Raw genomic sequence first — 20,700 nt, 5'->3', positions numbered from 1 at the left:
ACTCCTTTGTGAGGGTTCGCCATGGCTGTTCATAGCCAGGCCCTGAGTTCCCACAACAGCGGGAAGTAGTGCAGGCGGGTTCTGCCGCGCAGGTAGGGAGCACCGGTCGAGCCGCCTGTGCCCGATTTGGTGCCGATCTGGCGTTCGACCATCTGGACGTGACGCATCCGCCACAGCGCGGCGGTCTCGTCGTGTGTCAGCAGGTCTTCGGCCAGTTGCCACAGGTCGTCGTAAGACCCGCGGTCCCTCGCCACGGCCAGCAGCGAGTCCATGATCTCGCTGTCGGAGACCGGCAGGCCACGCTGGGAGAGGGCGGTCAGATAAGCATCCCACAGCGTGGGCTCCGTGAGCCTGCGGCGCAGCCGGGCGAGCTCGTCCTCGCCCGCGTGCCTGAAGGAGCCGAGATAGCGCTCGTCCTTCAGTCCCGACAGGAACTCCAGCTCCCTGAACTGGACCGACTGGAACCCGCTCGCGGGCGCCAGGCCGGCTCTGAAGGCCAGGAAGTCCTGCGGGGTCATCGTCTCCAGGACCTCGACCTGCTCGACCATCACCCGCTCGACCGCGTGCACCCGCCTGAACAGGTGCCTGGCCAGCCACAGCTCGCCCGCGAACATGGCGGAGCGCACCGACTCCAGCTCGTGGAGCAGCAGCTTGAACCACAGCTCGTAGACCTGGTGGGTGGTGATGAAGAGCAGCTCGTCAGGGGCCGCGGACTGCGGCCGCTGCTGGTCGAGGAGCTCGGGCAGGCGGAGGTAGTCGCCGTAGGAGAGCAGACCGCCCTCCTCGCCGAACCGCCGGCGTGGAGGGCCGGGCGCATCACCGTCGATGCCCACCGAACACCTCCCCTGACCGCCCGGCCACGTGCGGCCGGGCGTGACGCCTTGCCCTACCGATACCACCCGAAAAGGGGATAAACGTCAACGTGACATGGAGGACATCGGCGGGTCGTCGCCGGAGGTCGAAGAGGGGTCGTTCTTGAGCTCGTCGAGTTGCCCTGGCACCTCGGCGAGCTCGACCAGCTCCGCCTGACAGCGCTCGCACGTCTCGAGGTGGCGTTCGAACGCCTCGTGCTCCTCCTCGTCGAGGACGCCGAGGACGTAGGCGGCCACCTCTTCGTGCATCAGCCGGCTACCCCCTTGTCCCGCAGCAGCTCACGGAGAGCCCGGATCCCGTAGTAGAGCCGCGACTTCACCGTGCCCGGCGGGATCCCCAGAATCTCCGCCGCCTCACTTATCGTACGGTCTCGGAGGTAGGTCTGCTCAATGACTTCGCGGTGTTCCGGAGACAGGGACCGCAGCGCGTCAGCGACGACCATCGCCGATAACGCTCGCTCCGATCCATCCGGAACCGACATCATGTCGACTTCAGGCGGCTCGACCTCCTGCGGTCGGACGCTCTTCCGCCGACGACCATCAATGACTATGCGACGGGCCACGGTCAGCAGCCACGCCCATATGAGGCTCGGTTCCCATTGCAGTCTTGCCGAGTTTCGCCAGGCCCTGACGATCGTCTCCTGCACGACGTCTTCAGCCCACTGAAGGTCGTTACCTGTTGATTTACGTACGTGGCGCAGCAGAGGGCCGCCGAACTCCTGGTAAAGCACCGCGATGCGGTGCTCCGCCTCGGCATCCGCACTCTCGAACCTGCCGTCGAGGTGACCTAGCACGGGGCACATCTTTACACCTTCGTTATCCAAGCGGTAGCCACTCCGATAACTCCAGTCATTTCTAACTATCTCCGACCATACGTGAACCTTGGCGGGTACGCCCGCGTATCTCCGACCATGCACAGGCTTTTGCGCGGCGAGTTGTTCATGCTCGGCGGCTTCGTGGTTGCCGCCGCCGCGACGATCGCGCTGGTCATGCCCCCGGCGATCGACCCCGCGTCCGCCCAGTGGACGCAACGGTCGTCGGGCCCGCTCACGGCCGCCGACGTCGATCTGCTCATCAAGGTACGTCAGGCGGGGCTCTGGGAGATGCCCGTCGGCGAGTACGCCCAGACCCGCGCCGAGTCCCAGCGTGTGAAGGAAGTCGGGAAGCTCATCAAGGACGAGCACAAGGAGCTCGACCTGATGGTCCGCCAGGCCGCCAAGAAGCTCGGTGTGGCCCTTCCCGACGAGCCCAACCCCGACCAGCAGCGCTGGATGGCCCAGCTGGCGGCGGAGAGCGGCCCTGCCTTCGACAAGGACTTCGCGAACCTGTTGCGTGACGCGCACGGAAAGGTGTTCTCCGTCGTGGCGGGCGTGCGGTCCGGGACCCGCAACTCCGAGGTACGCAAGCTGGCCCAGGAAGGCATCAACTACGTGATGCGCCACATGGCGTACCTGGAGTCCACGGGCCTGGTGGACCACCAGCGGCTTCCGGAGGCCCCCACGCCCTCACCCGCCCCACCCGTCGTCAATGGCGGTTGAAAAGAGGAAACGCACATGAGGAGATCCAGACGCATGGCCGCGGCCGTGTCCGCGCTGGCCGTGACGGCGACCGGACTGGTGTCCGCGGCCGTCATCGGCGTAGGGCCGGCGGTCGCCGCGCCCTGCGACCCCGCACAGAGTGGCCAGTCACCTCAGGGGCGGCAGTCCCAGCAACCGGGCAGGAACCAGCAGGGTCAGAACCAGCGCGACGACGACCGGTTCGGCCGGCGGCAGGATCAGGACCAGCAGGACGGGCAGGGACAGAACCGGTTCGGGCAGGACCAGCAGGCGCCGCAGGGCGGCAGCGTCGCGGTGGACCCGCAGTCCCCCGACGACCAGGACAACCCCACCACCTTCTCGCGCCGCCGCCAGCCGACCAGATCGCCCAGCCCGACCCCCAGCCCGACAGGAAACCAGGGCAACCCGGACAATGGCGGCAATAACGGAGACAACGGCGACAACGGCAGCGGAGATAACGACGGAGCCGACAACGGGAACAACAACGGCGACAACGGAAACGGCGGAAACAACGGCGACAACGGGAATGGCGGTAACAACGGGGACAACGGCAGCGACAACGGAAACGACCCGGGCAACGAGAACGGCAACGACAACGGAACCGGGAACGACAACGGGAATGGCAACGGCGGCGACGACGACGGTGACGACGACGGTGACGACGGCAGCGCCGACCCGTCACAGAGCCCCTCTCCCTCCCCGACCGCTGATGACCCCTGCGCCGACCTCGGCCCGTTCGCGCAGGACTTCGTGGACATCCGGCAGGTCCAGCCGCGCCGCCTCGACGCGCGCATCGGCAGGGGCGGCTCGAGCGGCACGTTCGCCGCGCAGTGCGGCACCAACCGCGACGGCCACAACAACCCCGACAACTTCATCGTCGCCCCAGGCGTGAGCAACGGGGCGCACCACCTGCACGACTACGTGGGCAACCTCTCGACCGACGCGTTCTCGACCGACGAGAGCCTGGCCGCGGCGGGCACCACCTGCCGGCTGAACGACCAGTCCACGTACTTCTGGCCGGTCATCAGGGACCGCAGATCGGAGGCGAACGCCAATGACCCGGACGGCAACGTCGGCCAGGTGCTGCGGGCCCGCTCGGTGCAGCTGCAGTTCCGCGGCAACGCGAACTCCAGGGTCGTGGCCATGCCGAGGTTCCTGCGGATCATCACCGGCGACGCCAAGGCGGCCACCAACGGCACCGCCAACGCCCGCTCCGCCTGGACCTGCACGGGATTCCAAAATCGCATAACTACCGATAAATATCCGCTTTGCCCGCGCGGCAGCCAGGTCGTTCGTATCCTGGACTTCCCCAGTTGCTGGGACGGTCAGAACACCGACAGCGCCAACCACCGCACGCACATCGTCTTCCCTGACCAGAACGGCGCCTGCCCGCAGGGCACCAGGGCAGTACCCGCACTCCGCATGACCCTCACGTACGCGGTCCCGCAGGGACCCTCGTTCGCCCTGGACGCCTTCCCGGAGCAGAAGCACAACCCGGTCACGGACCACGCCGACTTCGTCAACGTGATGCCCGACAGGCTGATGCAGAACGTCGTCAGCTGCATCAACCGGGGCCGCCGGTGCTGAGCTGACCGTCCGCCCGGATCATCGGGCTCCCAGCCTTCCGAGTCGCACCCTCACCCGACCTTGGAGGGAAATAGATGCTCCACAGACGACACCCCAGGCACGCCCCCACTCTGCTGGACACCAGGAAGGTCCGGCTGGGGGCGAGCGCCTCGATCGCGGCCGTCCTGTTATCGGCGTTCGCGCTGACCAGGACGGAGCGCGGCATCGCGCTGCTCGGCCAAGGGGTGGGCTTCCTCGAGTTCTACGCGGGCGTGTTCGCCCTGGTGCTGCTGACCGCGACCGTCGCGCTCGGCCTGCTCACCACCGAACGCGTCTTCCTGTCCCCGGCGAACCGGGTCAGGGCCCAGCTCGCGCACCGCGCCACCGCGCTCATCGGGCTGGCGTACCTGATCACGCACATCACGCTGATGATCAGCCTGGGACACGTGCCGCCGGGCGCGGCGGTCGTGCCCATCGCCGGGATCTGGGTGGGATTCGGCACCCTGGCCTTCGACCTGATGGTCGTGGCCGTGGCGACGGGGATGCTGAGAGGTCGCTTCGCCGTACGGAGCAGGCCGTGGATGTGGCGGATCCTCCATTCCGCCGCGTACCTGGCCTGGCCCATCGGCATCATGCACGGGTTGACGGCCGGCCGCCCGCCGGCCGGTTGGGTGGCCTGGTCGTACGTGGCCAGCATGGCGGCGGTCGGCGGTGCGCTGGTCGTGCGCGTGCTGGCAACGGTCCGCAGGCCGCCGGTCGTACCGGAAAGAATCGAGGGGCCCGCCGTGACCTCCGCCGCGCCGATGGGCGTGCCCGCGGAGCGGCCCGCCGCCAAGGCCCCCGGCAAGAGCAGGCAGCCCGCCGCCGCGGCGGCGGCCCGCGCCGACGCGCCGGTCAGCCTCGCCGAGGCCAGGCGCAGGTACCGGGAGGCGGGATGACCCTGTTCGCACTCGTCCAGGAGGCTTCGTGATTCCCGCCCGCGTCCCACGGGTGCTGCGCATGGGTCCGGCCCGGCTGACCGCCGGGCTGGACCATTGCCGCCGTCTCGACCTGCCCGCCCACCGCACGCTCCACGGACTCGTGGAGCCACGCGAACTGGGCGAGCTCATCTCGTACGCCAACGAGGTGGACATGCGAGGCCGGGGCGGCGCGGCCTTCCCCTTCGCCAGGAAACTGCGGGCGGTGGCCGACTCCGCCGGCACCGGCGAGAGCGTCGTCCTGGTCAACGGCGCGGAAGGGGAGCCGGCCAGCTCCAAGGACGCCATGCTGCTGACCCGCAACCCGCACCTCGTGCTGGACGGCGCGGTGCTGGCGGCCGAGGCGCTGGGCGCCCGCGAGGTGGTCGTCGCCACGGCCGGCGGCGAGGTCGCCGAGGCGTCCGTCGCCGCCGCCGTGGCCGAACGCCGCGCCGCCAACGTCTCGGGAGGCGCCGAGAGCCGGGTCCCGATCAGAGTGGTCGGGATCAAGGAACGGTTCATCTCCGGCGAGGGCGGCGCGCTCGTCCGTGCGGTCAACGGGGAGGAGGGCATCCCGCCGGGCAGGAAGAAGCGGGCCGCGCAGAGCGGCGTGGACGGGCTGCCGACCCTGCTGTCCAACACGGAGACGTACGCGCAGTTCGCGCTGCTGGCCGAGTACGGCCCCCAGAAGTACGCGGAAGTGGGCACCACCAAGGAGCCCGGCACGATCCTGCTCACCGTGAGCGGCGGCGCCGCCAACGGCGCGGTGATCGAGGCTCCCACCGGCACCCTGCTGGCCGACGTGCTCGCCCTGTGCGAGGCGGAGGCCGGCGACGGGGTGCTGATCGGCGGCTACCACGGCGCGTGGCTGTCGGCCGAGGCGGTCGAGACGGCCGTCATCTCCCGCGAGGGCATGAAAGCGGCAGGGGCGACCCTGGGGGCAGGGATCATCGTGCCGCTCGGCGAGTCCACGTGCCCGCTGGGCGAGGCGGCCAGGGTCGCCTCGTACCTGGCGGCCGAGTCGGCCGGCCAGTGCGGCCCCTGCCGGCTCGGGCTGCCCGACGTCGCCAGGGCCATCTGCGCGCTGGCCGAGGGCACCGGCTCCGTGGACGCGGTGCGCCGCGCCGTACGCGTCGTGGAGCGCCGCGGCGCCTGCTTCCACCCCGACGGGACGGCCAAGTTCGTGCTGTCGGCGCTGGACGCGTTCGAGGACGAGATCGCCATCCACCTGGAGCACGGCTCCTGCGGACGTCCGGTACGCGGCGTGCTGCCGATGCCGGAGCGCGAGCCGGAGCCCGAGTACCGGCTGGAGGTCGACTGGTCACGCTGCCAAGGGCACGGCCTGTGCGCGCACCTGCTGCCCGAGTTCGTGGACCTGGACGACTACGGTTTCCCGTCGTTCAGGAAGATCCCCGGCTTCATGGCCAAGGACGCCCGTCGGGCGGTCGACATGTGCCCGGCGCTGGCGTTGCGCCTGGCGCAGACCACCGGCGACGGCCCCAAGCCGGCCGGTTCGCCGCTGCGGCTGGTCAAGGACGGCGTGATGAAGAAGGCAGGGGACAGCGTGCCGCGCCTGAGCCGCGTGGGCGGCATCCCGCGCATCTCGCGGGTGGGCGGCACGGCGTGAGCTGACGAGCCCGGCGGTGGTTCACCGCGTCTCATCGGGAACGCACCCGAGAAAGGCGCGGCGCCCCGCCGGGCTTCGCGTTGCCCGGGCGTCCGCGCCGGAAATGGCGCGATGACTTGGGGAAGAATAGCCCGATATTTCGAGAAATTTCACCGTAAGGCGGGTCACATAATCTTTCCCCGGACGTGCACCGGCTCGCCGATCTTCACCATCTGGTACAGCCGCTTGGACGTCTCCAGCGGCACCCGCACGCACCCGTGCGAGGCCGGCCGCAGCGGCACCTTCGTCGAGCCGTGCATGGCGATGGCCCCCGTGAAGTACAGGGAGTTGTACATCGACCCCAGCGGCCCCGTCGTCCAGCCGGGCGCGCGGCGCAGCACGCGGAAGTCCCCGGTCGGCGTGATGGCGTTGCCGCACCGCCCGTTCTCGCAGTAGCGCACCTCGGCGCCGGTGGAGACGTGCGAGATCAGCGCGGGCCTGCGGTCGCGATAGACGGTCAGCAACTGGTTGCGCAGGTCGATCTCCACCCGGTCGGGCGCGCCGCCGGGCACCAGCACCTTGTGCCTGACGGGCTTGTCCAGCGCCGCCAGCATCTTCGGCCCGACCTCCTTCCTCGGCATCATGCGCTTGTGTTTCTGGAATGCCCAGACGGCGAACTTGGTCTGCTCGTCGTACACGCCGTTGATCCGGCCGAAGTAGTAGCGCCCCCTGTGCAGCTTGCGCTGGAGCGTGCGGACGGCCTCGCCCCGGTGCCCCGGGCGCAGCAGCACCGGCTTGCTCTTGACCTCCTCGACCTTCTCGACCTTCTCCGTCTCCTCGCTCGCCGGCCGCTCGGCGCTCTCCGCGGGTGGCGGGGCGGCGGGACGGACGGTGACGGCGGCGGCGGACGGCGGGGTCGCGATGAAGGGAAGGACGCCGGCGGACAGAGCGAGAACGGTGAATGTCTGAAGCTTTATCGTCATAAATCGACGCCTACCCAGACAGCAGAGAATTCATGGTTTTGTTGAGGAAAAGACGCGGCTAATATCGAGATTCAGGAAAATACCCTTTTGTCGGAAAAATGAGTCGCGCGGCCGCCGAGGCGTCTGGCACCATCCCGTGCCATGCGCAACTGGCCGCTCTTCGAGCTCTCGATCACCACGCCCCACCTCACCCTCCGCGTCCCGTCCCTCGAGGACCTCGACGAGCTGGGCGACCGCGCCGCAGAGGGCGTCCACGACGAGGGGCAGATGCCGTTCCTCTTCCCGTGGACCGAGGGCGAGCCGGCCGAGCGGGCCAGGCGCACGATCCAGTTCCACTTCGGCACGTGGAGCCGCTTCAGCGAGAACGACTGGGCGATCGAGTTCGTCGTCGTCCGCGAGGGCCAGGTCATCGGCACCCAGGGCGTCATGGCCTCCGACTTCCCCGTGCTCGGCGAGGTCAAGACCGGCTCCTGGCTGGGCAGGCGCTTCCAGGGGCAGGGCGTGGGCACCGAGATGCGCAAGGCCGTGCTGCACTTCGCCTTCGCCGGTCTGGGCGCGAGGTCGGCGGTGACGGAGGCGTTCGAGGACAACCCTTCCTCGCTGGCCGTCACGCGCAAGCTCGGCTACTGGGAGGACGGCACGACCCTGCACAACCGCAAGGGCGAGCCGGTCGTCACCCGCCGCTTCCGCATGGACAGGGAGGAATGGCGGGAGGAGCCCGGTTTCGAGCTCCACGACCTGGAGGCGTGCCTGCCCCTGTTCGGCCTCAAGAGCCGGTGAAGTGGCGCAGTACCTCGGGGTTGGCCATGGCGTCGGGGTTGGCGGCCTGCTCGACGGGCGTGCCGAGGAGGATCTTGCGTACCGGCACCTCCAGCTTCTTGCCCGACAGCGTCCGCGGGATGCCGGGCACCACCCTGATCTCGTCGGGCACGTGGCGCGGCGACAGCTCCTTGCGCAGGGCGGCGCGCAGCTCGCGTTCGAGCGGCTCGGTCAGCTCGGCGCCTTCCGCGAGCGTGACGTAGAGCAGCAGCCGGCCCTCCTGCCCGAGCTGGCCGGTGTCGATGACGAGACTGTCTGCGATCTCCTCGAAGCGCTCGACCACCCGGTAGAACTCGCTGGTGCCCATGCGGACGCCGCCCCGGTTGAGCGTGGAGTCGGAGCGTCCGTAGATGACGCAGCCGCCGTCCTGGTTGATCTTGATCCAGTCGCCGTGCCGCCAGACGCCGGGGTAGACGTCGAAGTAGCTCTCGGCGTAGCGCCGCCCCTCGGGGTCGTTCCAGAAGCGGACCGGCATCGACGGCATCGGCTGGGTCAGCACCAGCTCCCCCACCTCGCCGATCACCGGCTTGCCGGCCGGATCGTACGCCTCCACCTTCGCCCCCAGCGACCGGCAGGGGATGATGCCGGCCCTGATGGGGTGCAGCAGCGTGGCGCCGACGAACCCCGTGCACACGTCCGTGCCGCCGGAGAACGACCCCAGCGGCGTGCCGGGAAGCTGCCCGGCCAGCCAGGCGAAGCCCTCGGGCGGCAGCGGCGAGCCGGTCGAGCCGGCTCCGCGCAGCCGCTCAAGCCCTTCCAGCTGCAGCCCAGCCTTCAGCGAGGCCATGATGTACGGCGCCCCCACCCCGAAGTACGTCACGTCCTCCGAGGCGGCGATGCGCCACAGGGCGGCCGGCGACGGATGCGTGGCCGAGCCGTCGTAGAGCACGGGCGTGGCCCCCACCAGCAGCGCGCCGATGAGGTAGTTCCACATCATCCAGCCCGTGGTGGTGTACCAGAAGAACACGTCACCGGGGCCGAGGTCCTGGTGAAAGGTGAGCGCCTTGAGGTGCTCCAGCACCACGCCGCCGTGCCCGTGCACGATCGGCTTGGGCAGCCCGGTCGTGCCGCTGGAGTAGAGGATCCACAGCGGATGGCCGAACGGCACCCGTTCGAACTCCAGCGGCCCCTCCTCGGCCCGTAGCCCCTCCCAGCCGATCACCTGGCCGTGCGGCACCTCGGCGGCATGACCGCCGATGGGTTCGGCCTGCTGCGGAGCCCTGCCCTCCTCGGCGGCGGCCAGGTAAGGGATCCACACGGTGGCGCGCAGCGAGGGCAGCGCGGCGGCGATCTCGTTGACCGCGGCCGAGCGGTCGAAGCTCTTGCCGTTGTAGTGGTAGCCGTCGACGGCGATGAGCACCTTCGGCTCGATCTGCTTGAACCGGTCGACGATGGACGGCACGCCGAAGTCGGGCGAGCCCGCCGACCAGATGGCGCCCAGCGAGGCGGTGGCGAGGAACGCGATCAGCGCCTGCGGGATGTTGGGCAGGTAGCCGGCCACCCGGTCGCCACGGCCGACGCCGAGCCTGACCAGCCCGGCCCGCACCCGCGCGACCTCCTCGCGCAGCTCGGCCCTGCTGAGCTCCTGCCGGCCGCCGTCCTCGCTGACGAAGATCAGGCCGGGGCCCTCGTCGTGGCGCAGGGCGTTCTCGGCGTAGTTGAGCGAGGCGCCCTCGAACCAGGTCACCCCGGGCATCGTGCCCGACAGCACGGGGCCGTCGCCGCGCTCGCCGATCACCTCGAAGTAGTCCCAGATCGACGTCCAGAACGCGCCGGGGTGCTCGACCGACCACCGCCACGCGTCCTCGTAACCGCCTGACCTGCCCAGCCACCTCAGATAGCGGGTCAGCCTGGCCGACGCGACCACCTCGTCGCCCGGCTCCCAGAGAAGCTCGCCCTCAGCAACCATGTCATCATCCTGTCGCCCGTACGGAGGAATGTCATACCCGGCGTTCCCTATAACTTGCTACCTCCGTAGGTGGTCCACCGCCATACGCGCGGCCGTGCCGATCACCGCGTCGGCGCGCGGCTGGATCAGGGCCGTGCTGAACGACCGGGTGAAGACCGACACCGCGTACCGATGGCCGTCGGGGTACTCCACGACGCCCGACTCGCAGCGCAGCGTCGGGTAGGTGCCGGTCTTGCCGCTGACGGCGACGTCGTCGTACGGGAAGCCGGAGGCCAGCCGGTGCGGCCACACCTGCATGTTGAGCACGCTGCGCATCCACGCGCACGACTCGGCGGAGGCGGCCTCGTCGCGCCAGATCAGCTCGAACAGCCGGACCATCTCGCGCGGCGTGCTGCGGTTGGTGTGCGCCGGGTCGAGCACACTGAGCCGGGCGATGTCCTCGGGATCGAGGTACGGCCACCCGTGCCCGGCGTCGTCCCGCATGCGCGCGTTGCCCTCCCCCGCCCCCTGCACGACCCTGGTCCGCCTCAGCCCGAGTGCGTCCAGCATGGCGTTGACCGCGTCGCACCCGATCAGGTCGAGCAGCGTGTCGGCCGAGGTGTTGTCGCTGACCGCGATCATCAGGTACGCCAGGTCGCGCAGCGAGATCGTCACGTCGTCGAGCATCGCGGCGATCCCGGTGGGCCCGGGGGTGCGCCCTTCAGCGGGCACCGTGACCTGAGTGGCAGGGTCGAGCCGCCCGGCGTCGGCCTGCCGGCAGAACTCCACCAGCAGCGGCACCTTGAACATGGACGCCGTCGGCAGCAACTCGTCGGGCCCGTGGCCGAGCTCCTGGCCGGTGTCGACGTCGGCGGCGCACAGCCAGCCGGTCACCCCGGCGCGGGTGAACAGGGCGTCGAAGTCGGGCGGGGTCATGCCAGCATCCCCGGTCTGCGGCTGACCCGCCGCTGGGGCGCGGCGCCCTGCTCGGTCATCCCGGCGCTCTCCTTCAACGTCCGTACGGCCACGGCCGCGAAGTCGGTGGTGGCGGCCGTCGCCGTGCGCCAGGCCGTGGAGACCCGGCTCGCGATCGGCGAGCCTAGCAGCGGCCGCCAGGCCAGCCCCGGGAGCTCCACCTTCGGCCCGAACGCCACCGCCGCCCCTGCCAGCACCAGCCCGAGTCCGGCGCCGTCATGGACCTGGGCGGGCACGTACCCGTGGCGGCGGCACTCGGCCAGCACCTCGCCCCGCCAGCCGGGCTCGCCCTCCTGGGGCGGCAGCAGCAGCTCGCGGCCCGCCAGGTCGGCCAGGTGCACCTCGCCGACGGCGGCCAGCGGGTCGCTGTCGGCCAGCAGCACGCCGTGGGGCTGCACGAGCACCTGCCCGAAGCGCAGACCTGGCGCGGTGATCGGATGGCGGACGAGCCCGACGTCGATCGTGCCGTCGGCCAGGGCCGCCACCTGGTCGGCGGTCCAGATCTCGGCGGGCGCGACGCGTACGTCGGGGCTGGCCGCGCGGAAGGCGGCGATCAGGGCGGCCAGCACGGACGCGGCCAGGTCGGGCGGCACGCCGACCTTGAGCACGGTGCCGCCGCCCTGCCTGGCCAGCTCGTGCAGCCGGTCGACGCGGGTGACGATCGCGCGGGCCTCACCCAGCAGCAGCCTGCCCTGCTCGGTGAGGCGTACCTGGCGGGCCGAGCGGTCGAACAGCCGTACGCCGAGCTCCTCCTCCAGCCGCTTGATGCGCTGGCTGAGCGGCGGCTGGGCCATGCCGAGCCGGATCGCCGCGTTGCCGAAGTGCAGTTCCTCCGCCACCACGATGAAGTAGCGCAGGTGCCGGACGAGGTCCATGACCAGCCAATATATCCACTTTTATATCCACGTGTCCCTCATATCAATATTGGACACCGTTACTCACCATCTGGTGTTCTCTGCGGCATGGCACCGCAAACGGGGAGAATCTACGGCAGGCGTCGCCGCAGGCGATGGCCCTGGATCGTGGCCGGGCTGCTGGTCCCGGTCGTCGTGGCGGGCGGCGTCGTCTGGGTGATGCGCACCCAGGGCTCGCCCGAGGAGACCGCCGACCACTACCTGGCGGCCTGGAGCGCCCAGGACTACGCCACCATGCGCACCCTGGTCGCCGACCCGCCCGCCGACTTCGAGCGCGCCCACCGCGACTTCCGCACCGGACTGAAGCTGACCGCCGCGCACTTCGAGCGCCGCGGCCTGAGCGAGGACAAGGAGGTCATCGACTTCCGCGCCGCGCTGTCCGGGCCGCGCGACCTCGCCTACACCGGGCGGCTGCGCCTGGTCGAGCGCGACCGTACGTGGAAGGTGGCCTGGACGCCCGCCACCATGCATCCGCAGCTTCGCAAGGGCCTGTCGCTGCGGGCCGTCAAGCGCGACGCCGAGCCGGTACGCGTGCTCGCCGCCGACGGCACCCAGGTCAACGACCCGTCGGCGCCCGGCTCCGTGCAGCAGCTCGTCGAGGGCATGAAGCAGACCTTCCCCGACCGGTTCACGGCGGGCGGGACCACCGTCATCGGGCTCTACCGGGGCGATGAGCTGCTGCGGGACGTGGCCGGGGAGACGGACGGCGAGCGGCCGATCCAGACCACGCTCGACCTCAAGGTGCACCGGGCCGGCGCGCAGGCGCTCAAGGACGTGGACAAGCCCGTCTCGCTGGTGGCTCTGCGGGCCTCGACCGGGGAGATCCTGGCCGTGGTCAACGCGCCCGGCGGGTTCAACAGGGCGCTCATGGGCAAGTATCCGCCCGGCTCGACGTTCAAGGTGGTCACCGCGTCCGCGCTGGTCGCGGGCGGCATCGAGCCGGGGCAGCGGGTCACCTGCCCGGCCGAGCAGAACATCGGCGGCTTCCCGTTCCACAACGCCGGCTACGAGGACTTCGGGACGCTGACCTTCCAGAACGCGTTCGCGCACTCCTGCAACACCACGTTCGGGCAGCTCAGCGTGGACCGGCTGAACGGCGGCCGGCTCGCCGAGGTGGCCAGGAGCTTCGGCTTCGGCACGCCGATCACGCCGGGCGTGCCCGCCGTACGCGCCGAGTTCCCCGACCCCAAGGACGACACCGACCTCGCCTCCGCCGCCATCGGGCAGGGCAGGGTGCTGGCCAGCCCGCTCAACATGGCCTCGGTGGCCGCCGCGATCGCCTCGGGCAGGTGGATCCCGCCCCGGCTGGTCACCGGCGAGCGCATCCCAGGCCGGCAGCCCGACACGCCGCGCCTGCTGGAGAAGGGCGTCGTGAACGCGCTGCGCGCCCTCATGCCCGCCGTGGTCACCGACGGCACCGCGCACGGCGTCAGCTTCCCGTCGGGGACGGCGGGCAAGACCGGCACCGCGGAGTACGGCTCGGGCAAGGAGCCGCCCGCGCACTCGTGGTTCATCGGCTACAAGGGGGACGTGGCGTTCTCGGTGATCGTGGAGGGCGGCGGCGCCGGCTCAGCGGTCGCCGCCCCGATCGCCGCCCGCTTCCTCAAAGCCCTCGGCTGACCCCGGCACGCACGGACCTCTTGGGGCGCACGGACCTTTGGACGCACGGACCTTTTGGGGCGCACCCCGCCGGTCGCAGGGCAGCCGGTCTTCCCGTGCCGTGAAAGGCTCAGACCGCGCGGCTGTCCAGGGGCGCGGTCAGGGCCGCGACCGCCGCCACCACCTCGGAGGCGTCGGACAGGTCGGGCAGCACCACGTCGGCCCCGGCCTCGCGCAGCTCGGACGCCATCGACCGGCCCGACGTGACGCCGATCATCGCCGCCCCGCCGATCTTGGCGGCCTGCACGTCACGCGTGGAGTCGCCGATCACGACGGTGTTGGCCGCGGTGAACGGCGTGCCGAGCCGCTGCTTGGCCCGCGACTGGGCGACCTGGAGCAGCGTCGCCTTGGGATAGACCTCCTCGCCGTAGCCGCCCAGCTCGAAGTCGATGTGCTTGTCGAGCCCGAACGCCTCGAGCTTGAGCACGGCGTTGCTCTTGATCGTGCCGGTGAGCACGGTCTGGGCCACGCCGTCGAGCCTGGAGACGGCCTTGAGCGCGGCCTTGGCCCCGGCCATCATGCGCCCCTCCTTCGCCAGCCGCCCGCGCCGGTCGGCGAAGGCGGTGGCCAGCGCCGCCAGGAACCTGGGCAGATGGTCGTCCTCGGCCACGATCCCGTTGACGGCGAGCGTCTCGAAGACGATCTCGGAGTCGGGGCGGCCGAGCGGAGGGACGAGCTTGACGAGCGGACGCCCGGTCACGACGCGGAACGCCTCGGCATAGGCGTCTCTGGTCACGATGGCGACGTCGACCAGCGTCAGGTCGACGTTCCACAGCACAAGGCGATTGATGGCGGCCTCCTGAAGGATCTCTGCAGCAGAGTAGGCCATCGCGGCCTCCGGCATCCTCACCACGTCGATTCCGGCATGACCGCCCGCCGAAGCCGGCCAGCCTTCAGGGACGGGCCGTCAGATGTGGTCGAGCGCGTCGGCGAGCCGGTCCACGACCGGGAACCCGGTGCTCTCCAGCTCCTGCCTGGTCGTCATGCCGCCGGTGTAGAGGACTGCCCTGGCGCCGACGTGGCGGGCGGCCAGCCCGTCGTCCACACTGTCGCCGATCACGAGGACCTGGGCGGGATCGACGTCCAGCGCCCTGATGTGCTCCTCCATGTGCGCGGCCTTCTCACCGCCGGTGGCGCCGTTCAGACCGTCGATCCTGGTGAAGTGCCGGGTGATGCCGAACGAGTCCACCTTGGGCACCAGATGGGCGTGCGGGGCCATCGAGCAGAGCGACTGGGTGCCGGTCCAGGCCGCCAGCATCGTCTCGGCGCCGGAGGCCAGCCGGCACACCTCGGCCAGCCGGAAGTAGTGCTCGTGGAAACCCTGGTCGAGCCGCTCCCACTCGCCTTCGGTGAGCGGGCGGCCGAGCATGCGCTCGTAGGCGACCCAGATGGGGCGGGTGTAGACCGCGCGGAAGCCGTCGGCGGTGAGTGCGGGCAGCGCGTACGGCTTGAAGACCTCGTTGGTGGCCCCTACGACGGCGTCGATGTCGTGAAAAAGGGTGCCGTTCCAGTCCCAGATGATGTGCTGTGTCATGTCGGACCCAAGCCTAAATGCCCGCTATGACATTCCGATGGCGGCCCCTCCCAGAAACGGCGGCGCCCGCGCGGGGCGGGCCGCGCCTCCGAAGGGAAGCACCGCCCGGCCCGTACGGGCGAAGCAAGCGGGTCAGCGACCGGCCCTGCCGGTCAGCTCGGCGTCCTGCCGATCAGCCGATTGTCCTGCCGATCAGCCGGGTGTCCTGCCGGTCAGCCCGGCGTTTCGCCGGTCAGCCGCGCGTCCCGCAGGTAAGCCCCAGGTCAGCCGCAGGCCTTGCTGGTCGTGCCCTGGGCGTTCTGGCCGCCCCTGCCGCCGTTCCACTGGACGCTCACGCTGCCCCAGGCGCAGATGCCCCTGGCCTTGAGCATGTTGCCCCAGTGGCGGCCGCCGTTGCCCTTCTTGAAGCGGAAGGAGTCGGTGCGGCCGTCGGCGGTGTAGACCTTGACGGTGCCGGTCATGGACGTGCCGGTCTTGACCTCCGTCCAGTTGGTCTGGCACCTGCTGGACCACATGAGCTTGATCGTGCCCACCTCGCCGTTGGCCCGGCTGACGATCTTGGCCGAGCGGACGGCGCGCGCCGTGCTGCCGCACCCGGACTTGTACGGGTCCTTGTGGTCGTAGGACGCTGCCTGGGCTGCTGCGGGTGAGCTGGCCAGGACGGCCAGCGCCCCGATGGCGACCGCCAAGACTCGACGCTTCACGTAGAACCGACTCCTTCAGTGCGACATACTGTGCTGCGTCGTGACCTTAGCGTGATGTGACGACACATAGCCGCGAGCCGCACGAGCCGTGATCTCTCCGTTATCAACCGAGAAGGTCGGGAATCTCCTGGGTCGCGTACCACATGAGCTCGTGCGCCTCGGCGCCGTCCACGGTGAAACGGGCGTCGTCGTCGCCCGCGTCGGAGGCGGGCAGCGCGGCGATGGCCGCCTCGATGTCGGGCTCCGCGTCGTGGTCGTCGATGTGCACGGCGGCCACCTTGGCCATCGGCACCGGCCCCGCGAGGCGTACACGCCCGCGCTCCTCCAGAGCGGCGCCCGCCGAGGCGGCGCCCTCGGGCACCTCGGCGGCGATCACCACGCGCCGGGCGGGGGCGTCGACGCCGTCGGCGCGGTCGGCGGCCAGCATCCGCAGCGAGGCGCGGGCGGCCTCGGTGAGCGCGACGTACTCGAGCTCCTCGGTGTCGCCCGATGCGTACCACTCGATCAGCGCGGGGGTCACCGCGTAGCCGGTCAGCGGGGCCGGGCCCACCTCTCCTGCCTTCAGCACCGAGGCCAGCGCCGGGAGAGTACACGGCAGATAGACGCGCATGACGAACCTTTCCAAACGTGCGGGGCTCGCTCAGGCGGGAGCCCGATCGCCACCTTACTCATGGTCCCTGGTCACAACGGTGGTGATGGGTTACTTCCGCAAGGTGAGACGCAGCAGGCCCTCCAGCTGCCCGATGGTGGTGGCGGCGTCGCGGTGGTGGATGCCGTTGATGCCGAGCGCACCGGCGGCGGTGATGTTGGCCTCGATGTCGTCGATGAACACGCAGTCGGCGCCGGTCAGGCCGATGAGGTCGAGCGCGTGGCGGAAGATGCGCTCCTCCGGCTTGCGCATGCCGACCTCGCCGGAGATGACGACCGCGTCGAAGAGGTCGTCCCAGCCGTCGCGGGGGTAGGTGTTGGCCCACGAGTTGGACAGCAGGCAGGTCTTCACGCCGTTGCCGCGGGCGTCGCGAAGCATGTCGTACATGGCCTCGACCCGGTCGAAGCCCGCGAACATGCGCTCCAGCAGCCCTTCCGCGACCGGCGGCACGCCGTCGACGGTGAGCAGCCGGGCGGCCAGGTCGCGCTCGAAGGCGGCGCCGTCGATCTCGCCCCTTTCGAGGGCGTGGACGACGTTGTCGCCGTTTCCGCCACGGTAGGCGTGGTCGATCAGCTCGCGCATCACCGTGTGGTAGCGGTCGGCGTCGATGCGGTCGGCGGCGATCCAGCGCGCGATGGAGTCGGACAGGCTGGTGGTCAGCACCCCACCCCAGTCGATGAGCACACCCGTAACCATCGTTCTAGGGTAGAGCGTCCGGAAAAGCCCGATAACTCCGGTCAGCCTGCCTTGGCGGCCAGCTTGCGGTGCGCGGACGAGCGCAGCACGTCGGACGCCTTCGCCGCCGAGGCCACCGGCGCCTCGGTCAGGAAGCCGCGCTTGTGCCTGAGCGTCAGCAGCCGGGTGACCGACTGGTCGAGGCGCTGCTCGGAGATGCGGCCCGACTTCACCGCCGCCAGCACCGCCTTGTAGGCCTTGGGCAGGTCGTTGGGCATGAGCAGCAGGTCGGCCCCGGCCAGCACGGCCCGCACGGCGACCTCGCCGTCGTCGTACTTCTTGCGCGCCCCCGCCATGTTGAGCGCGTCGGTGGAGATCACGCCCTTGAAGCCGAGCTTCTCGCGCAGCAGGCCGGTCAGGATCGGCTTGGACAGCGTGGCAGGGTCGCCCGACGGGTCGAGCTTGGGGAAGACGATGTGGGCGCTCATCACCGCGTCGACGCCCGCGTCGATCGCGGCCTTGAACGGCGGCGCGTCGAGGCGCTCCCACTGCGCCTTGGTGTGCTTGATGATCGGCAGCCCGGTGTGGCTGTCGACGCTGGTGTCGCCGTGGCCGGGGAAGTGTTTGGCGGTGGCCGCGATCTTCGCCTCGCCGAAGCCCTTGACCGCCGCCGCGACCATCTTGGCCGCCCGCTTGGGGTCGTCGTCGTAGGCGCGGCGGCCGATGACGGGGTTGCGCGGGTTGACGTTGACGTCGGCGACGGGCGCGAAGTCGAGGTTGACCCCGAGCGCCCGCAGCTCCTCGCCGGTCGCCTTGGCCACCTGGCGGGCGAGGCCCGTGTCCTTGGTGTCGCCGATGTCGCCCGCGCCGGGGAACTTCGTCATCAGCGCCGACATGCGCGACACCAGACCGTTTTCCTGGTCGGTGCCGATGATCAGCGGCACCTTCGCCGAGGCGCGCTGCAGGCCGTTGGTCAGGCCGACGACCTGGCTCGTGCTCTTGACGTTGTGGGGGAAGAGGATCACGCCGCCCAGGTGGTATTTCGCGATCACCTTGGCCGGGGTGCGCGCGGAGTAGCGCGCCTGGTTCTCGCCCGAGGCGGAGGCGGCCGTGGTGCCGTAGAGGACGGGCATGAAGAGCTGGCCGACCTTTTCCTCGGTGGTCAGCCGCGCCAGCACGCGCTGAACCTCGCTCTGAGCGGGCGTCGGGGCCGCCGACGGGACCGCGGACGTGGTGCGCGCGGGCGGGGCGGCCTTGCCTCCGGTCGGCTCGGCCCCCGCCGTTCCGCCGCCACCGCCGCACGCGGTGAGCGCGATCACCAGGAGCCCTGTCGTACCGATCCGTCGAAGCATGACTCCAAAGGTATCCATCCGACGACGCGCCCGGACCCCGCGCTCGCTCTCAGCGCAGCTACAACCCGAGCCTGGCGAGCCCCGGCAGGTGCACGCGGGCCGCCGCGCGGGCGTCGGCCGCCGACGGCTGCGCCCTGGCCGCCTGCGCCGCCGTACGGCACTGCTCCAGCGTGTGCGCGGCCAGCCCGGCGCGTACGCCGGACAGCGCCGACGGCGCCATGGACAGCGTCGAGGCCCCCAGCCCGGCCAGTACACAGGCCAGCGCCGCGTCGGCGGCCGCCTCCCCGCACACGCCGCACGGCTTGCCCGCCTGCGAGGCCGCCTCGGCGACCAGCGCGACGAGGTCGAGCAGCCCCGGCTGCCAGGGGTCATGCAGCCCGCTGACGGCGCCCAGACCGCGGTCGGCTGCGAAGGCGTACTGGCTGAGGTCGTTGGTGCCGACGGAGACGAAGTCGACCTGGGAGATCACGTCGGCGGCGCGCAGCGCGGCCGACGGGATCTCGATCATCACGCCGACGTCGAGCAGGCCCTTGTCGGCGCACTCCCTGGCGAACCAGGTGGCCTCCTCGGCCGTGGCCACCATCGGCGCCATCACCTGCAGCTCGGGGACGGCGACCGAGGCCAGGGCGCGGAGCTGGACGTCCATCACCTCGGGCGCGCGCCTGAACAGGCGCAGGCCCCGCTCCCCGAGCGCCGGGTTCTGCTCGGCCGGCGTGGGCAGGAAGCGCAGCGGCTTGTCCGCGCCGCCGTCGAGCGTGCGCACCACGACCCTGCCGCCGGGGAAGGCGTCGAGCGCGGCCCGGTAGGCCCGCTCCTGCTCCTCGATCGACGGCGGCTCGGCGCGGTCGAGGAAGAGGAACTCGGTGCGGTAGAGGCCGATGCCCTCGGCCCCCGCGGCCAGCGCGGCGTCGATCTCGGCCGGGCCGCCGATGTTGGCCAGCAGCGGCACGGGGTGACCGTCGGCGGTGGCGCCTGGACCGGTCCAGGTCGCGAGCGCGGCCTGGCGGGCGGAGGCGGCGCCGACCGCGTCGGCCACGTCCGCCTCTTCCGGCGCCACGCGGACCTCGCCCGAGGTGCCGTCCACCATCACCTCGACGTCCGGCGGGATGCGGGTCGCGCCGGGGCAGGCGACGACCGCCGGCACTCCGATCGACCTGGCCATGATGGCGGTGTGGCTGGTCGGGCCGCCCTCCTCGGTGACGAACGCGACCACGTCGTCCCTGGACAGCAGCGCCGTGTCGGCGGGCGCGAGGTCCCTGGCGACCAGCACGTACGGCTCCTCCGGCGCCACCGGCAGCCCGGGCAGCGCCTGCCCGTAGAGCAGCGCGATCACGCGATCCCTGATGTCGCTCAGGTCGGCGGCCCGCTCGCCCAGGTATCCACCGGACCCCGCGAGCACGTCCCGGTATTTCGAGAAGGCCTCGAAGACCGCTCTGGGGGCGGCCAGGCCGCGGTCGATCAGTGTGCGCACCTTCACGACCAGCCCGGGGTCCTCGGCCATCAGCGCCTGGGCCTTGAGTATCTCCTCGGCCTCGCCGCCCGCCTGGTTGCCGCGGGCCTCCAGCTCGCCCGCGACCTGCTGGAGCGCGACCATGGCACGCTCCTTCTCCTGTTCCGCCTCACCGGTGTAGGTGGCGCCCTCGGGGGGTTCGGGCACGGAGACGGTCAGAACGAAAGAGGGTCCGTGCCCGATGCCCGGGCTGACCCCCACCCCCCTCAGGTTCATGGCGTACTGGCGATCGCGGCCAGCTCGTCGAGCACCTCTTCCGACCCCTCGCCCTCGGCGGAGATCACCACGGTCTCGCCCTGCCTGACGTCGAGGGCCATGATCGCGAGAATGCTCTTGCCGTTGACCGGCCCGCCACCGTGCGGCTTCTCGACCGTGATGTCCATCGGCGCCTGCTTGGCCCGCTGGACGAACGTCGCCGCGGGCCGGGCGTGCAGCCCTACCTCCGCCGCCACGGTGACCTTGCGTTCACCCATTGTCGTCGT

At 70.8% G+C, this 20,700-nt stretch carries 21 protein-coding genes; 6 read left to right on the top strand and 15 right to left on the bottom strand.

Annotation, left to right across the window (positions count from 1 at the left end):
- Positions 1-29: 29 nt before the first annotated feature.
- The 3 genes from AB0K18_RS33285 to AB0K18_RS33275 all read right to left on the bottom strand — a co-directional run bounded on the left by AB0K18_RS33285 (position 30) and on the right by AB0K18_RS33275 (position 1,675).
- A complete protein-coding gene (locus AB0K18_RS33285) occupies positions 30-833 on the bottom strand; it encodes a tryptophan 2,3-dioxygenase family protein (RefSeq protein WP_364922333.1) in 804 nt (267 codons plus the stop codon).
- Between the two features lie 84 nt (positions 834-917).
- Positions 918-1,121, bottom strand: coding sequence for a zf-HC2 domain-containing protein (locus tag AB0K18_RS33280; protein ID WP_364555168.1), 204 nt, complete (start codon positions 1,119-1,121; stop codon positions 918-920).
- Positions 1,121-1,675 (bottom strand): sigma-70 family RNA polymerase sigma factor, encoded by a 555-nt coding sequence (locus tag AB0K18_RS33275; protein WP_345396666.1) that lies wholly within the window; start codon positions 1,673-1,675, stop codon positions 1,121-1,123. Before AB0K18_RS33275 ends, AB0K18_RS33280 begins: the two co-directional genes overlap by 1 nt.
- A 108-nt stretch (positions 1,676-1,783) precedes the next feature.
- Between AB0K18_RS33275 and AB0K18_RS33270 the strand changes: the two genes are divergently transcribed.
- The 4 genes from AB0K18_RS33270 to AB0K18_RS33255 all read left to right on the top strand — a co-directional run bounded on the left by AB0K18_RS33270 (position 1,784) and on the right by AB0K18_RS33255 (position 6,577).
- The gene (locus tag AB0K18_RS33270) at positions 1,784-2,410 is read left to right on the top strand and encodes a DUF4142 domain-containing protein (protein ID WP_364922331.1); all 627 of its coding nucleotides are present in this window, start codon (positions 1,784-1,786) and stop codon (positions 2,408-2,410) included.
- Positions 2,411-2,425: 15 nt separating this feature from the next.
- Positions 2,426-4,015, top strand: a complete 1,590-nt coding sequence (locus AB0K18_RS33265; RefSeq protein WP_364922329.1) for a DUF1996 domain-containing protein — start codon at positions 2,426-2,428, stop codon at positions 4,013-4,015.
- 74 nt (positions 4,016-4,089) lie between these two features.
- On the top strand, positions 4,090-4,932 hold the full coding sequence (locus tag AB0K18_RS33260; protein WP_364922327.1) for a ferric reductase-like transmembrane domain-containing protein: 843 nt from the start codon (positions 4,090-4,092) through the stop codon (positions 4,930-4,932).
- Between the two features lie 61 nt (positions 4,933-4,993).
- The gene (locus AB0K18_RS33255; protein ID WP_364922464.1) at positions 4,994-6,577 is read left to right on the top strand and encodes an NADH-ubiquinone oxidoreductase-F iron-sulfur binding region domain-containing protein; all 1,584 of its coding nucleotides are present in this window, start codon (positions 4,994-4,996) and stop codon (positions 6,575-6,577) included.
- Positions 6,578-6,741: 164 nt separating this feature from the next.
- Here the strand turns inward: AB0K18_RS33255 and AB0K18_RS33250 are convergent, their stop codons facing one another.
- Positions 6,742-7,539 carry a L,D-transpeptidase family protein gene (locus AB0K18_RS33250; protein ID WP_364922325.1) on the bottom strand — a complete coding sequence of 266 codons (798 nt, stop codon included), beginning with the start codon at positions 7,537-7,539 and terminating at the stop codon, positions 6,742-6,744.
- A 141-nt stretch (positions 7,540-7,680) separates the two neighbouring features.
- Between AB0K18_RS33250 and AB0K18_RS33245 the strand changes: the two genes are divergently transcribed.
- Positions 7,681-8,319, top strand: coding sequence for a GNAT family protein (locus AB0K18_RS33245; RefSeq protein WP_364922323.1), 639 nt, complete (start codon positions 7,681-7,683; stop codon positions 8,317-8,319).
- On the opposite strand, the gene AB0K18_RS33240 is transcribed toward AB0K18_RS33245, so the two are convergent.
- The 3 genes from AB0K18_RS33240 to AB0K18_RS33230 are packed head-to-tail and all read right to left on the bottom strand — an operon-like array spanning position 8,306 to position 12,096.
- Entirely contained in the window at positions 8,306-10,267 is a 1,962-nt protein-coding gene (locus tag AB0K18_RS33240) for an acetoacetate--CoA ligase (protein WP_364922320.1), read from the bottom strand. The two genes, AB0K18_RS33245 and AB0K18_RS33240, sit on opposite strands and share 14 nt — an antisense overlap.
- A gap of 57 nt (positions 10,268-10,324) precedes the next feature.
- Positions 10,325-11,182, bottom strand: a complete 858-nt coding sequence (locus AB0K18_RS33235) for a serine hydrolase (RefSeq protein ID WP_364922318.1) — start codon at positions 11,180-11,182, stop codon at positions 10,325-10,327.
- Positions 11,179-12,096 carry a LysR substrate-binding domain-containing protein gene (locus tag AB0K18_RS33230; protein WP_364922316.1) on the bottom strand — a complete coding sequence of 306 codons (918 nt, stop codon included), beginning with the start codon at positions 12,094-12,096 and terminating at the stop codon, positions 11,179-11,181. Before AB0K18_RS33230 ends, AB0K18_RS33235 begins: the two co-directional genes overlap by 4 nt.
- An 87-nt stretch (positions 12,097-12,183) precedes the next feature.
- Between AB0K18_RS33230 and AB0K18_RS33225 the strand changes: the two genes are divergently transcribed.
- The gene (locus AB0K18_RS33225; RefSeq protein WP_364922314.1) at positions 12,184-13,755 is read left to right on the top strand and encodes a penicillin-binding transpeptidase domain-containing protein; all 1,572 of its coding nucleotides are present in this window, start codon (positions 12,184-12,186) and stop codon (positions 13,753-13,755) included.
- 109 nt (positions 13,756-13,864) lie between these two features.
- Here the strand turns inward: AB0K18_RS33225 and AB0K18_RS33220 are convergent, their stop codons facing one another.
- From AB0K18_RS33220 to AB0K18_RS33185, 8 genes are all read right to left on the bottom strand, one after another.
- Complete coding sequence (locus AB0K18_RS33220; protein WP_364922312.1) at positions 13,865-14,623, bottom strand: haloacid dehalogenase-like hydrolase; 759 nt, start codon at positions 14,621-14,623, stop codon at positions 13,865-13,867.
- Between the two features lie 78 nt (positions 14,624-14,701).
- Positions 14,702-15,328 (bottom strand): HAD family hydrolase, encoded by a 627-nt coding sequence (locus tag AB0K18_RS33215; RefSeq protein WP_364922309.1) that lies wholly within the window; start codon positions 15,326-15,328, stop codon positions 14,702-14,704.
- Between the two features lie 263 nt (positions 15,329-15,591).
- Positions 15,592-16,032, bottom strand: coding sequence for a DUF2690 domain-containing protein (locus AB0K18_RS33210; RefSeq protein WP_364922306.1), 441 nt, complete (start codon positions 16,030-16,032; stop codon positions 15,592-15,594).
- Positions 16,033-16,135: 103 nt separating this feature from the next.
- Positions 16,136-16,642, bottom strand: a complete 507-nt coding sequence (locus tag AB0K18_RS33205; protein WP_364922304.1) for a hypothetical protein — start codon at positions 16,640-16,642, stop codon at positions 16,136-16,138.
- 90 nt (positions 16,643-16,732) lie between these two features.
- Positions 16,733-17,377 carry an HAD family phosphatase gene (locus AB0K18_RS33200; RefSeq protein ID WP_364922301.1) on the bottom strand — a complete coding sequence of 215 codons (645 nt, stop codon included), beginning with the start codon at positions 17,375-17,377 and terminating at the stop codon, positions 16,733-16,735.
- A 41-nt stretch (positions 17,378-17,418) separates the two neighbouring features.
- Positions 17,419-18,708, bottom strand: coding sequence for a beta-N-acetylhexosaminidase (nagZ, locus tag AB0K18_RS33195; RefSeq protein ID WP_364922298.1), 1,290 nt, complete (start codon positions 18,706-18,708; stop codon positions 17,419-17,421).
- 58 nt (positions 18,709-18,766) lie between these two features.
- Positions 18,767-20,434 (bottom strand): phosphoenolpyruvate--protein phosphotransferase, encoded by a 1,668-nt coding sequence (gene ptsP, locus AB0K18_RS33190; RefSeq protein WP_364922295.1) that lies wholly within the window; start codon positions 20,432-20,434, stop codon positions 18,767-18,769.
- On the bottom strand, positions 20,431-20,691 hold the full coding sequence (locus AB0K18_RS33185; protein WP_355411421.1) for an HPr family phosphocarrier protein: 261 nt from the start codon (positions 20,689-20,691) through the stop codon (positions 20,431-20,433). Before AB0K18_RS33185 ends, ptsP begins: the two co-directional genes overlap by 4 nt.
- Positions 20,692-20,700 lie beyond the last annotated feature (9 nt).

It is taken from the genome of Nonomuraea sp. NPDC049421 (genome assembly GCF_040677005.1).
GTDB classification, from domain to species: Bacteria; Actinomycetota; Actinomycetes; order Streptosporangiales; family Streptosporangiaceae; genus Nonomuraea; species Nonomuraea salmonea.
This window is presented reverse-complemented; position numbering and strand designations above follow the sequence as displayed.

What these genes read in the sequence shown, in the direction of transcription:
- AB0K18_RS33275 (WP_345396666.1), bottom strand. Translation starts at nt 1,675, where the DNA reads ATGTGCCCCGTGCTAGGTCACCTCGACGGCAGGTTCGAGAGTGCGGAT.
- AB0K18_RS33245 (WP_364922323.1), top strand. Translation starts at nt 7,681, where the DNA reads ATGCGCAACTGGCCGCTCTTCGAGCTCTCGATCACCACGCCCCACCTC.
- AB0K18_RS33250 (WP_364922325.1), bottom strand. Translation starts at nt 7,539, where the DNA reads ATGACGATAAAGCTTCAGACATTCACCGTTCTCGCTCTGTCCGCCGGC.
- AB0K18_RS33185 (WP_355411421.1), bottom strand. Translation starts at nt 20,691, where the DNA reads ATGGGTGAACGCAAGGTCACCGTGGCGGCGGAGGTAGGGCTGCACGCC.
- AB0K18_RS33255 (WP_364922464.1), top strand. Translation starts at nt 4,994, where the DNA reads ATGGGTCCGGCCCGGCTGACCGCCGGGCTGGACCATTGCCGCCGTCTC.
- AB0K18_RS33270 (WP_364922331.1), top strand. Translation starts at nt 1,784, where the DNA reads ATGCACAGGCTTTTGCGCGGCGAGTTGTTCATGCTCGGCGGCTTCGTG.
- AB0K18_RS33265 (WP_364922329.1), top strand. Translation starts at nt 2,426, where the DNA reads ATGAGGAGATCCAGACGCATGGCCGCGGCCGTGTCCGCGCTGGCCGTG.
- nagZ (WP_364922298.1), bottom strand. Translation starts at nt 18,708, where the DNA reads ATGCTTCGACGGATCGGTACGACAGGGCTCCTGGTGATCGCGCTCACC.
- AB0K18_RS33235 (WP_364922318.1), bottom strand. Translation starts at nt 11,182, where the DNA reads ATGACCCCGCCCGACTTCGACGCCCTGTTCACCCGCGCCGGGGTGACC.
- AB0K18_RS33205 (WP_364922304.1), bottom strand. Translation starts at nt 16,642, where the DNA reads ATGCGCGTCTATCTGCCGTGTACTCTCCCGGCGCTGGCCTCGGTGCTG.
- AB0K18_RS33220 (WP_364922312.1), bottom strand. Translation starts at nt 14,623, where the DNA reads ATGGCCTACTCTGCTGCAGAGATCCTTCAGGAGGCCGCCATCAATCGC.
- AB0K18_RS33200 (WP_364922301.1), bottom strand. Translation starts at nt 17,377, where the DNA reads ATGGTTACGGGTGTGCTCATCGACTGGGGTGGGGTGCTGACCACCAGC.
- AB0K18_RS33230 (WP_364922316.1), bottom strand. Translation starts at nt 12,096, where the DNA reads ATGGACCTCGTCCGGCACCTGCGCTACTTCATCGTGGTGGCGGAGGAA.
- AB0K18_RS33280 (WP_364555168.1), bottom strand. Translation starts at nt 1,121, where the DNA reads ATGCACGAAGAGGTGGCCGCCTACGTCCTCGGCGTCCTCGACGAGGAG.
- AB0K18_RS33260 (WP_364922327.1), top strand. Translation starts at nt 4,090, where the DNA reads ATGCTCCACAGACGACACCCCAGGCACGCCCCCACTCTGCTGGACACC.
- AB0K18_RS33225 (WP_364922314.1), top strand. Translation starts at nt 12,184, where the DNA reads ATGGCACCGCAAACGGGGAGAATCTACGGCAGGCGTCGCCGCAGGCGA.
- ptsP (WP_364922295.1), bottom strand. Translation starts at nt 20,434, where the DNA reads ATGAACCTGAGGGGGGTGGGGGTCAGCCCGGGCATCGGGCACGGACCC.
- AB0K18_RS33215 (WP_364922309.1), bottom strand. Translation starts at nt 15,328, where the DNA reads ATGACACAGCACATCATCTGGGACTGGAACGGCACCCTTTTTCACGAC.
- AB0K18_RS33240 (WP_364922320.1), bottom strand. Translation starts at nt 10,267, where the DNA reads ATGGTTGCTGAGGGCGAGCTTCTCTGGGAGCCGGGCGACGAGGTGGTC.